This window comes from Streptomyces sp. NPDC056160 (assembly GCF_042268205.1).
Lineage (GTDB): Bacteria > Actinomycetota > Actinomycetes > Streptomycetales > Streptomycetaceae > Streptomyces.
The window spans coordinates 1-11400 of sequence record NZ_JBHJUW010000206.1 but is presented as its reverse complement, the minus strand read 5'-3'; the positions used below and the strand labels follow the sequence as shown (position 1 = coordinate 11400).

Annotated in this window: 9 protein-coding genes; 2 read left to right on the top strand and 7 right to left on the bottom strand. The window is 72.5% G+C overall.

What is annotated here, in order from left to right; all coding sequences use genetic code 11:
• Nucleotides 1-162 precede the first annotated feature (162 nt).
• Complete coding sequence (locus ACFC02_RS39360; protein WP_376367297.1) at nucleotides 163-1338, top strand: FAD-dependent oxidoreductase; 1176 nt, start codon at nucleotides 163-165, stop codon at nucleotides 1336-1338.
• A gap of 170 nt (nucleotides 1339-1508) precedes the next feature.
• On the opposite strand, the gene ACFC02_RS39355 is transcribed toward ACFC02_RS39360, so the two are convergent.
• The 6 genes from ACFC02_RS39355 to ACFC02_RS39330 all read right to left on the bottom strand — a co-directional run bounded on the left by ACFC02_RS39355 (nucleotide 1509) and on the right by ACFC02_RS39330 (nucleotide 9287).
• A complete protein-coding gene (locus ACFC02_RS39355; protein WP_376367295.1) occupies nucleotides 1509-1919 on the bottom strand; it encodes a hypothetical protein in 411 nt (136 codons plus the stop codon).
• A gap of 2 nt (nucleotides 1920-1921) precedes the next feature.
• On the bottom strand, nucleotides 1922-4693 hold the full coding sequence (locus ACFC02_RS39350; RefSeq protein ID WP_376367293.1) for a S8 family serine peptidase: 2772 nt from the start codon (nucleotides 4691-4693) through the stop codon (nucleotides 1922-1924).
• Nucleotides 4694-5044: 351 nt separating this feature from the next.
• Nucleotides 5045-5971, bottom strand: coding sequence for an FG-GAP repeat domain-containing protein (locus ACFC02_RS39345; protein ID WP_376367291.1), 927 nt, complete (start codon nucleotides 5969-5971; stop codon nucleotides 5045-5047).
• 209 nt (nucleotides 5972-6180) lie between these two features.
• A complete protein-coding gene (locus ACFC02_RS39340; RefSeq protein WP_376367289.1) occupies nucleotides 6181-7473 on the bottom strand; it encodes a glycoside hydrolase family 3 N-terminal domain-containing protein in 1293 nt (430 codons plus the stop codon).
• A 369-nt stretch (nucleotides 7474-7842) separates the two neighbouring features.
• The gene (locus ACFC02_RS39335) at nucleotides 7843-8250 is read right to left on the bottom strand and encodes a hypothetical protein (protein ID WP_376367287.1); all 408 of its coding nucleotides are present in this window, start codon (nucleotides 8248-8250) and stop codon (nucleotides 7843-7845) included.
• 215 nt (nucleotides 8251-8465) lie between these two features.
• The gene (locus ACFC02_RS39330) at nucleotides 8466-9287 is read right to left on the bottom strand and encodes a TetR/AcrR family transcriptional regulator C-terminal domain-containing protein (protein WP_376367285.1); all 822 of its coding nucleotides are present in this window, start codon (nucleotides 9285-9287) and stop codon (nucleotides 8466-8468) included.
• Between the two features lie 123 nt (nucleotides 9288-9410).
• Here ACFC02_RS39330 and ACFC02_RS39325 point away from each other — a divergent pair, with 123 nt between their 5' ends.
• Nucleotides 9411-10553, top strand: a complete 1143-nt coding sequence (locus ACFC02_RS39325; RefSeq protein ID WP_376367283.1) for an FAD-dependent oxidoreductase — start codon at nucleotides 9411-9413, stop codon at nucleotides 10551-10553.
• 70 nt (nucleotides 10554-10623) lie between these two features.
• On the opposite strand, the gene ACFC02_RS39320 is transcribed toward ACFC02_RS39325, so the two are convergent.
• Nucleotides 10624-11199 (bottom strand): GNAT family N-acetyltransferase, encoded by a 576-nt coding sequence (locus ACFC02_RS39320; RefSeq protein ID WP_376367281.1) that lies wholly within the window; start codon nucleotides 11197-11199, stop codon nucleotides 10624-10626.
• Nucleotides 11200-11400 lie beyond the last annotated feature (201 nt).

Here is an 11400-nt window from a genome sequence, read left to right as displayed (position 1 = left end):
AACGCTCGGCTGGGAAACCCCAGCCGAGCGCCTGCATAAACTGCTCACGGCCTGATCAACACAACCGCGTGTTGCAACGACCGCTAGAAACCGCCCCGCGAGCGTCGGCCCCGCCCGCACGGGTAGGACCGGGGGACGAGGTTCCGTACGAGTGGAGGAGACATGGCAGTGGCACGTGTTCTTGTCGTCGGCGGGGGGATCGCCGGTACGGCGACGGCCCTGGCCCTGGCCCTGCACAAGGCGGGGTACGACGTCACCGTGTACGAGGCGCACCCCGACTCCGCCGAGGACATCGGCGCGTTCCTCACCCTCGCCGGCAACGGCATGTGCGCCGTCGCCCAGTTCGACGCCGCCACCGCGGTCACCGCGCTCGGCTTCCCGCTGACGTCGATGCGCGTGCTCGACGCCACGGGAGCCGAGACGGCGCACGTGCCGCTCGGCGACCCCGACGACCCCGTGCTGCGCTACCGGTACCTGCGCCGCGGCGAACTCAACGCCGCCCTGCATGCGGAAGCCACCGGCCGGGGCATCGGCGTCCGCCACGGCGTCCGGCTCGCATCCGTGGAGGACGGCCCGGACGGTGTCACCGCGCGCTTCACCGACGGCAGCACCGCCAGGGGCGACCTGCTGGTCGGCGCGGACGGCGTGCACTCCACGGTCCGCCGAGCCGTCGCCCCCATCGCACAGCCCGTCTACGCCGGCCAGCGCGTCTACTACGGCTACACCGGCACAGCGCCCGTCCTCGGGGACACGGCGTGCATCATCATGGTGCGGGGCAGCACCGCCGCGTTCGGCCACGCCACCTCGCCCACGGGGCAGACGTACTGGTTCGAGCGTGTGAGCAGCGGCGAACCCCTGCCCGCCGAGGAGATCGCGCGGGGCACTGCGGCCGGCCGGCGCGACCTGCTCGTCCCCCTCCTGCGCAAGGACCCCACCCCGGTCGCGGACATCGTCGCGGCCACCGCAGACGAATTGATGGTCACCAACGCCACGGAGCTGCCGCCCGGCACGCCCTGGCGGTCCGGCCGGGTCCTCCTGGTCGGCGACGCGGCCCACGCGGCCTCCCCGGCGACCGGCCAGGGTGCCTCGATGGCACTGGAGGACGCCGTCGTCCTCGCGAAGTGCCTGCGCGACGTACCCGACCACACCCGCGCGCTCACCCTGTACGAATCGCTCCGCCGTCCCCGCACCGAGCACAACACCGCCGTCAGCGGCGGCATCTCCCGCGGCACGCACACCTCGTCCCCGGCCACCCGGACGTCGGCGACCGGATCCGGGAGCCCCGGGGACGACGAACTCGCCCGGCTCCTGGACTGGAACACCCCGCTGCGCTTCTAGAAAGTGCTGTGGCCAGAATGGTTCGCCCGGAAGCTCGCGGCGTCCGGTGCTGGGGGTGCCGCCCAGGCCGTTCAGGCAGTGGCGGAGCATCGCCCGCGTAACCCGGCCGGGGGCGGCGTCGGTCTGCCACCCTCGGCCCGGTCATCAGGGGTGTTGCCCGGTCACCTGGTCTACTCGGTGGTGAGGTAGGCGCGCTCGATCGTCTGGACGAGCGTGTTGCCCCGCGCGTCCGTCAGGCCGGCCCGCAGCGAGACGGGGCCCGCCCGGTCCGGGTGCCGGAGCGAGAGGTGCGTGCCGCCGACGGCGTCCGCGCGCTGCCAGGTGCGCCCCTCGTCGTACGAGACCTCGAAGGTGAGCTTCCGGAGCCGCTGCCCGGCTGCGGCGCCCTCGACGCGGAACGGCACGTCGAACATCTGGCCGGCCTTCGCGGTGCTGGCCGGGGTCAGCTCGGGGGAGAAGCGGACCACGGACAGCGGCAGCGCGGACCATGTGCCCTCGGGCGTCCGGGCGGAACGGAAGGTCCATTCCGCCCTGACCCGGGTGCTCACCGGCGTGACCGCCGCGTCACGGGAGGTGTCCACGGTCAACTCGTACGCGCTGTCCTGGTCCGGAACGGTGTACTGGACGACGTCGTCGGTAGGGGGACGCCGTGCGGGTCGGAGATCTGCTTGCCGTCGGCCTGGAGCGAACTGGCTCCGGGTGAGGTGTTCCAGTGCCCGGCGCCGTCGTTGAACTGCGGCAGATAGGCGCTGATGACGTTCCCGTTCCGGGCGATGCCGGGGGCGAGCACGGTCGGCGCGCCGCCCGTGCCCCTCAGGGCGGGACCGAAGACGCCGACGTTGTACCGCTCGGTGTAGGTCTCGCTGGCCCGATAGGTCCCCGTGCCCCAGAGCTGGGCGTCGGGCCCGCTGCCCGCGAGGACCAGGAAGCTCCACTTGACGTCGTGGCCGAGGACGTAGTCGGTGCCGTGCAGCGGCAGACTCACGTGCAGGGGCGTACCGAGGGGAGCGAGTTCTCCACGAGGGGTCACCGTCTGCGCCAGGATGTTCGCTTCCTTCCCCTGGGCGGGGGAGCCGATCCGGAAGCCGACCTCGGCGAGCTGCTTCGGCTGGACCTCGGTGCTGAAGCCGCCCAGCCGGCCGGTACGTCGCCAGGCCAGGTGGTAGTTGACGGGCGTGCCGCTGCTCTGGTCGCTCCACGTGCCGGAGTACTGGGCGAACGCCTGACCCTGTCCGACCGTGAAGCTCTGGAAGCCGGGGAAGCCGTAGGTGAAGAGGCCCGGGGCCAGTCCCGCGCCTCGCTGCCACCCGACGGCGACCACGCCGTCGATGTTCTTGGCCGCGGAGTCGGGCACGGTCACCTGGACCGGCCGCGCCTGCCGCGCGTCGATGCTGACAACGGTGTCCTCGTCCAACCGCAGCAGGGGCTGGAACAGCAGGGCGTGCACAGGGGCGTTGGGGTCGGCGTGGATGATCCCGCTGAGGGAGTAGTCGCCCTTGGGTAGCCGTACCGTCAGCTCGCCGTCCTCCTCGTCGCCGTAGGCGGCGTGGAAGTCGGTGTCGATGCCCTGGACCTCGGTCGTGGCATCGCCGATGGGCCTGCCGTCCTCGTCGAGGTGCTTGAGCGTCAGCGTGTACATCTCGACCTCGCGCTCCACCCCGACGGCGGTGCGCTCCCTGACCGTGCTGTCGGCGGAGGCGGCGGTCACCGAACCGCCGAACGTGCAGTCGGTGTCCCCGGCCCGGGTGTCGGCGGTGACGGAGGCGGTGGCCTCGCCGCCCGCCGGGACGGTGAGGTGCTCCGGCGAGACGGTGAACAGGCCCCCGGGAGCGGGCTTGCCGTTCACCGAGAGCGCGTCGACGGACAGGTCCAGGGTGACCGGCTCGGTCCCGAGGTTGCGGTACGTGAGCTGCTTCGTCACCGGCTGGTCGTCGGTGCGCGGCCACTCCTGCCTGCCGAAGTTGATCGGTCCCTGCTCGCTTACGACGCTCTGCCCGATCGCCCGGGCCATGTCGGTGCGGCCGGTGCCCTGCTGGAACGAGCTGTACGGGCCAGGCTCGGCGGACCCGGTCAGCACCGCCTTGAGGCGCGCGCCGTCCCAGTCGTGGTGCTGCTGGGCGAGCAGGGCCGCGGCGCCCGCGACGTGCGGAGTCGCCATGGAGGTGCCGTCGAGCGCGAGGTAGCCCGGTGTGGTGGAGGGGTACTGGCCCTCCAGTGTGCTGCCGGGCGCCGAAGCGGCGGTGATGGCGACGCCGGGTGCGGTCAGGTCGGGCTTGACCCCGCTGTCACCGACGCGCGGGCCGCGGCTGGAGAAGTCCGCGAGCTTGTCCGCCTTGTCGACGGCGCCGACGGTGAGTGCGGCTTCCGCGCTGCCCGGGGAGTCGACCGTGTGCTCGTCCTCGCCCTCGTTGCCGGCCGCGATGACGAAGAGGGTGCCGGTCTCGGCGGAGAGCCGGTTGACCGTCTCCTCCACCGGGTCGATGCCGGGGGTGTCCTCGCCGCCGACGCTGAGGTTGACGCTGTCGGCGCCCTGCGCCACCGCCCACTCCATGCCCGCGATGACGCCGGACTCCTCACCCTCGTTCCGGTCGTCGATGACCTTGCCGTTGAGGATCTTGGCGCCCGGGGCGACGCCCTTGTACCTGCCGCCGGGCTCGGCGCCCGTTCCGGCGACGATGGACGCCACGTGGGTGCCATGGCCGTAATGGTAGCCGGTGTCCGGGGAGTCGGTGAAGTTCTGCTCCGCGATCACCTGGCCCGCCAGGTCGGGATGGGCCTCGTCCCCGCCGGAGTCCAGCACGGCGACCTTGACGCCGGTGCCGTCGTACCCTGCGGCCCAGGCGGCTGGGGCGCCGATCTGCGGCACGCTCCGGTCCAGGGTGCCCCGGCGCTTGCCGTCCAGCCACACCTTCGCCACCGCGGTGGAGGCGGTGAACCCCGCCCCGGCGCGGGCGCCTGCGCCGCCGGTGAGGGTGTTCCAGAACGCGGCACCTCGCTTCTTGTCGGTGTGCAGCGAGGCACCGCCGATGACGGGGAGCGCGCGGTCGATCCGCGCCCCGGCATCGGTGAACGAGCTCGTCGAGCGTTCCCGCCGGTCCCGGAAGGTGACGATCAGCGGCACCTCGGAGTGGTGCGCGTCGTCGTAGCCGTACGCCACCAACTGGGTCACGTCGAAGAGCCGTAAGCCCAACTTGCCGTTCGCCAGCAGTGGTTGGGTGTCGCTGGGTACCACCTGTGTGTGCCGGGCGATCTTCCGGACCGAGAACGGCACCCGTTCCCGGCCCTTCGCCCGCTCCACCGAGGTGACCTGACCGTCGGCGGTCACCTCGACCCGGTCGCCGGTGATCAGCGTCACCGTCTTCGACGCCCCGGCCGGCCCGGCGCCGGCCGCGCTGTGGGCACCACCGCGATGGCGACGGCGCCCGCCAGATATCCCCTGGGTCTGCGCATCCCTACCGTCCCTGTCCTTCTTGTTCTCGTGCTCGTTCGAGGTGAGATTCCGAGGTGGCACCGTGAGGAGACACCTGAGGGCGACTCCTCAGGCGACACCTCCGGAGACACCTCAAGGAGATACAGAGACTGGTGTGAGGGTGTGAGGGTGTGAGGAACCTGTGAGGGCGAGGTATCGATCACACATGTTGAACGGGCCGCTCCCCAGGAGGGGAGCGGCCCGTTCAACTGCCTTCGGTGGGGCGGCGCGACCGGATCAGTACAGGATGCGGTACGTGTTCCAGCCGGAGCTGCCGATCTTCACGCGGGACGCGTACGGGGCGGAGGCCTTGCCGGTGCCCTTGTACAGCCACAGCGCGCCGTTCTTGTCACGGGCGAGCAGGTCGGTGATGCCGTCGTGGTTGATGTCGCCGACGGAGAGCAGGGTGTTGTACGTGTTCCAGCCGCTGCCGATGCGGGTGCGCGCCGCGAACGGGGACTTGGAGTTGCCGGTGCCCTTGTAGAGCCACAGCACGCCTGAGGTGTCCTTGGCGACGATGTCGTCCTTGCCGTCGCCGGTCAGGTCGCCCTTGCCCGCCAGGTCGGTGTACGCGTTCCAGCCGCCGCCGACCTTGTAGCGCGAGGTCAGCTTGCCGTTGCCGTAGCCCAGGTAGAGCCACAGCACGCCCGAGCTGTCCCGGGCCAGCAGGTCATCGTAGGCGGCGCCGCCCAGGTTGCCGGTCGAGAGCACGCGGTTGTAGATGTTCCAGCCGCCGCCGACCGGCACGGGGGCGGTGTCAAACTTCGTGTAGCTGAGCTGGCCCGCGGTGACGTCCCAGATGCCGTCCGACTCGCCGTTCTTGTCCTGGTCGACCTGCGTGATGAAGCGGGCGTCCTGAAAACCATAACCGGTCGGCTGGCGGGGGCCGAGCGTCCCCGTGCTGTCGGGCCAGTAACCGTACAGGTCACCCTTGCTGTCCATGCCGTACAGCGCGTTGGTCTTGGCAGCCACCGACGGGGTCGCGACGCCGTACTTCGTGACGCCCGACGCCTTGGCGCCGGCGGAGACCTGCGATGCAGACCGTCCGGGTGCGTCGGCGGCGAAAGCGGCGCCGGTACCGGTCGCCACCAGCGCGGCGGTGACCGCCGCAACCGTGACACGCGCCGCCGCGCGACGCGTGTTCAGGCCGGAACTCTTGGCCACGTGGGTCCTCCAGTTGATCATGGGGGCCGGATCGCGGGCCGCGGTGCGGCCCGGAAAGATCCGGAGATACTCCGCGATCTTTCCACAGCTCCCTCACGCATCAACCGGGATTTCTTCCTGTGGGCGAAGTGGTACAGAAGCGGGACAGAAGCGCAACATGAGCCGTACAACCATTTCCGCACCACGGCTGCGAACCGGTGGTCCGGGGGTCACCCGCAGTCGAGCAGGCCCGCCTTGTGCTTGGCGTCGAGTATCCGGTGCACGGCGGCGTCGACCTTGGCGCGGAAGGAAGCGTCCTGCCGCATCCGGCTCTGCACGGCCTGCGCCATCTGCGGGACGATGGAGGGCCGTATCGTCAGGACCATGTCGCCGCCGGCCGCGACGAAGTCGACCGCCCGCTGCGCCGGGGTGAAGGACCGCAGCGCCACCGCGTCGCCGAGGTCGTCGGAGATGACCACGCCCTTGAACCCCATGTCATGGCGCAGCAGTTGGTCGATGACCGCCGGCGAGAAGGCCGCCAGGTGCTGGGCGTCGATCTTCGTGTAGGTGGCCGAGGAGATCATCACGAAGGGCGAACCGGCCTGGATCCCGGCCCGGAAGGGTTCCAGCGAGGCGGACTTCGTGGTCGTGACCGAGTCCACCACGTTCGCGGTGGTGTCCGTGTTCCCCAGGACCTGGCCCAGCCCGGGGAAGTGCTTGAGCGTGGTCATCACCCCGGACTGCGCGAACCCGGCGGCGAAGGCGCCGCTGTGCGAGGTCACGACGTCGGGGGTGTGCCCGTACTCGCGGTGGAAGTAGCCGATGGGGCGGTTGCGGGTGCCCAGGCTCGCGGGGACCACGTCGGCGATCGGGGCGAGGTTCAGGTCGACCCCGGCGGACTTGAGCTGCTTGGCCCAGTCGGCGGCCCGGGTTTGCAGGGGCGTGGTGCTCCAGCCGCCCTGGGTCAGCCCGTCGGGCATGGCCGAGAAGCCTGGACCGCTCAGCACCTGCACCTGGCCGCCCTCCTGGTCGGTGGCGACCACCATCTGGGCCCGCCGGCCGCCCACCTGGTCGGCCTGTCGGCGGATGCCGTCGACCACCTTCCGGGTCGCCGCCGTACCGGCGGCGCTGCGGCCCGTCAGCATGACGGAGCCCACGTGCTGGGCGCGCAGGGTGCGCAGTTGGGCCTGGTCGGGGTGGGCCGCGGAGACCCCGCCCATGAAGAGCTGCCCGACCCGCTGGGCCGTGGTCATGCCGGAGAAGTAGTCGTTCACGCACTGGGCGGCCTTCGCCGTGGGCACGGCACGCGGTGTGCTCTGGTGGTCACCGAGCGTGGCGGAGTCGCCCCTGGCCGGGGCGGTCGACTCGGCGGCGCTGCGCCCCGGGCTCGCCTGCGCCGCGCTCCGGGCGTCCTTGCCGGTCGGCGGCCCCGACGCGGAACCGACCGCGCCCGTGGAGCCGACGGCGCCCACCTGGGCGGAGGTTCCGCCGCATGCCGTCGCCGCCAGAAGCAGGGTGACCACGGGGGCCGCGGTACGCAGGGTGGACCGGTGGCTCCGGGTCCGTCGGACACGTGCCGGCATAGCTTCTTCTCCCGCCTTCGACGTTTCCCGCCCCCACGCCAGGGGAGCGGGCGGGGCGTGCCACCGCGTCCCTCACGCGGGCCGCGCCTCTTCCGTCCTTTACACGGTACGTCGGTGTCCCACGGCTCACACCCCTGCCACCCGACGCCGCTCATGGCGGGCTGTCGGGAGGGCCTTGCAGGGCCGCCGGGCAACTCGGGCGGGAACCTGGTCCGAGCCCGCCGGGAAGACCGGGCGCAGCCGTCAGGGAGCCCGCGGGACAGTGCGCTACGGGCCGGTCGAGCGGCCCCTTCGGATTCCCCGGAACCGTCAGGCGGACCGGTCGGGGACCCTCCGGTGCAGCTCCTGCAGCAGCGCCTGCCCGGGTTTCACCGCTGCCCGGGGGAAATCCAGGCGGGCCACGTGACCGTCGGCCAGGCCGATGTCCGCCCGCAGGGCCATCGCCGCCCCGGTCGTCAACCTGCTCCGCGACACCCACCGCACCTCGTCCAGCGGGAAGTCCCACTGGAGCTTCCGCGGCTGCGGCGTGATCAGGCCGCCCAGCGAGAAGACCAGCAGCCTGCCGCTCGTCAGCGCCAGCACGTTGCGCTCCCGTACGGGCAGGTCCGGGCCGGCCGAGCGGTCCAGCGCCGCGTCGACCTGCTTGCGCCGGCGCTCGCGCCCGGCCTGCTCCCCGGCCGCCGCGGCGCTGGCGACCTCCGACTTGAGTCCGGCCATGAGCGTCGACACCCGCCCCGCCGGGCACGCGAGGGCGACGCCCAGGACCTCTTCGTCCGCACCCGGCAGACGCCAGGTACGTCCGCACCCGTTCCACTTGTGACGGCTTCACGCGCCCCTCCCGATCTTCCCCAGGTCACGCCGAAGTCTCCCGACGTGCAAGGGAGTCGTCCACCCGCGCGAGGCATGCCGCAACCCGTTCCCGGAGCCGGGGGTCACCCCCTGGGCGGGTGCAGGGCGGTGATGCCGGCGAGGACGAGGTCGAGCCCCGAGAGGAACTGCTCGCGGTCGTCGTGCCCGCGCACCTGGTCGGCGACGGCCCGGGTGAACGGGTAGTCCTCGGGGTCGAGTTGCTCCCACGCCGACGACACGGTGTCGAGGAACTCGGCGCGCTCCGCATGCGGGCCGGTGTCGGCGCCCGCGCTGTTCGCGGCGTTCTGGCCCGCGGCGCCCAGGACGTAGTGCACCAGTGCCGAGGTCGCCGTGAACCAGCTGGACTCGGGCACGTCCAGCGCGCGGACCTGCCGGCCGACGCTCTCGAAGATCCGCGGTGTCACCGGTCCCCAGGGGTTGCGGGACAGTTGCAGGGCGAGCTGCGTGGCGAGCCACGGGTGGTCCTCGATCGCCTCGAACAGCCCGAGCGCGACGGCCCGGATCGCGTCCTGCGGCGAGTCAGCGGACGCGCCGCGCCCGGCAGGCCCAGGAGATCGGGAGTCGCCGGCAGGCCCGGCAGGACGGGAGGTTTCGGCAGGCCCGGCAGAACGAGCAGGCCCGCAGGGCCCGGGCCCTGCGGGCGCGGCCGGGCCGGCGGCCAGGGTGGCGGCGACCACGGCCTCGGTGACGGCGCCGAGCAGTTCGTCCTTGTTCGCCACGTGCCAGTAGATCGCTCCCGGCCCCGTGGCCAGGCGCTCGGTCAGCGCCCGGAACGTCAGCCCGCTCTCACCGGCCGCGTCGAGCAGTTCGACGGCGGCCTCGACGATGCGCTCGCGGGAGAGCGCCTCCGTACGCCGCTGTGACCGGCGTGTCCGCGTTGCCATGCCGCCATCTTGACATGGATGGAGTGCCGTTCCAACATTGGAACGCCGTACCAGAATGGAATGCCGTACCAGAGACCTCGTCCGGACCCCGGCCGGCCTCGAACCCGAAGGAACCGAATCTCGATGCGCACCCCCGTCACGATCATCGGCGCCGGACTCGGCGGCCTCACGCTCGCCCGCGTCCTGCACGTCCACGACATCCCCGTCACGGTCCACGAGGCCGAGGCGTCGCCCACCGCCCGCACGCAGGGCGGGATGCTCGACATCCACGACCACAACGGACAGCTCGCCCTGGAGGCCGCCGGCCTGACGGACGAGTTCCGCGCCCTGATCCTGGAGGGCCGCCAGGCCATGCGGATCCTGGACCGGGACGGGACCGTCCTGCTCGACGCACCCGACGAGGGCACGGGCGGACGCCCCGAGGTGCAGCGCGGCGAGCTGCGCCGCGTCCTGCTCGACTCACTGCCGGCCGGCACCGTCCGGTGGGGCCACAAGGCCGGCGGCGTCCGCGCTCTCGGTGACGGCCGCCATGAGGTGACCTTCACCGAGGGCGGCACGCTCGTCACGGACCTGCTGGTCGGCGCGGACGGCGCGTGGTCGCGGGTCCGGCCGCTGCTGTCGGACGCGGTGCCCGAGTACGCCGGCACGTCGTTCGTGGAGACGTACCTCTACGACGCCGACACCCGGCACCCGGCCGCCGCGAAGGCGGTCGGCGGCGGATCGATGCTGGCGCTCGCCCCGGGCAAGGGGATCCAGGCGCACCGGGAGAGCGGGGACACGCTGCACACGTATGTGGCGCTGTCCAGGCCGCCGGCCTGGTTCACCGCCGTCGACTTCACCGACGCCGCCGCGGCGAGCGCGCGGATCGCCCGGGAGTTCGCCGGCTGGGCACCGGAACTGACGGCGCTGATCACCGACGGCGACACCCCGCCCGTCCTGCGCCCCCTGCACACCCTGCCGCTCGCGCACCGGTGGGACAGGGTGCCCGGGGTGACCCTGCTCGGCGACGCCGCGCACCTCATGGTCCCGTCCGGCGAGGGCGCCAACCTGGCCATGTACGACGGCGCCGAACTCGGCAAGGCCCTCGCCGCGCACCCCGAGGACGTCGAGGCCGCGCTCACCTCGTACGAGCAGGCCCTGTTCGCCCGCAGCGCGCAGGAGGCCACGGAAGCCGTACGCCTCCACGAGCGCATGTTCGGCGACCGCGCACCTCACAGCCTCTTCGACATGCTCAGGGGAGAGGAACGGGCGGCTTCGGCGGGGTGACTCGCGGCGGAGACCGCGGCCGTCCACGGCTGTCGGCGGGCGGGCCGGCGGCGCGGGGGCCGGGGCCGGGTCAGCTCTCCCGGCGCAGGTCCAGCATGCAGAAGACCTTGTCGTAGCGGTGCTCGCCGACGGCGACGAAGGCGGGCAGGCGGCCGTATTCGGTGAACCCCAGCGAGCGGTAGAGGCGCAGGGCGTGGGCGTTGTCGCCGCGGGCGTCCAGGGTGAGGACCTCGATGCCCGCCATACGGGCGTCCGCGGTCAGGGCGGCGGTCAGCGCCCGGCCGACCCCGCGGCCCTGTGCGACGGCCGCCACGGCGATCTTCTCCAGGTCGGCGTGCGGGCGGTGCGTCGGCCGGGCGTAGCGGAGCCAGTACCCGAGCCCGACGAGCCGCCGGTCGACGTAGGCGGCGCGCAGGGCCGCGTCACCGGCGCGCGCCGCGCGGAGGACCGGGCCGACGAGGTCCGCCACCTCGTTGCGCGAGGGTGGTTCGACCCAGCCCAGCGCGGCACCTGCGCGGACCAGGTCCGCGAGGATCCGGTGGGCAGATTCCGCGAACCGGGACTCCAGTTCCGGGTCGGACGTCAGCTCATCGGCGTCGAGGAGGACGGGTTCGGCGGTCACACCGCTGGTCAGGGCCGGATCCATGCCCCGCAGCCTAACCACCCCACAGCCACGCCGGCACTGCGCACCCGGCCCGGCGCCGCCACCGCGGCTCGGCCCCGGCGTCAGGGCCGTCGGGCGCCAGGGCCGGCTAGTACTCCAGCAGTACTTCGTGGCTTGACCTGGGGAAACGTCGAGCGGTGGGAGTGTAGCGGGCGGGGGTTCGTCACGAATGGCTTCTGCCCA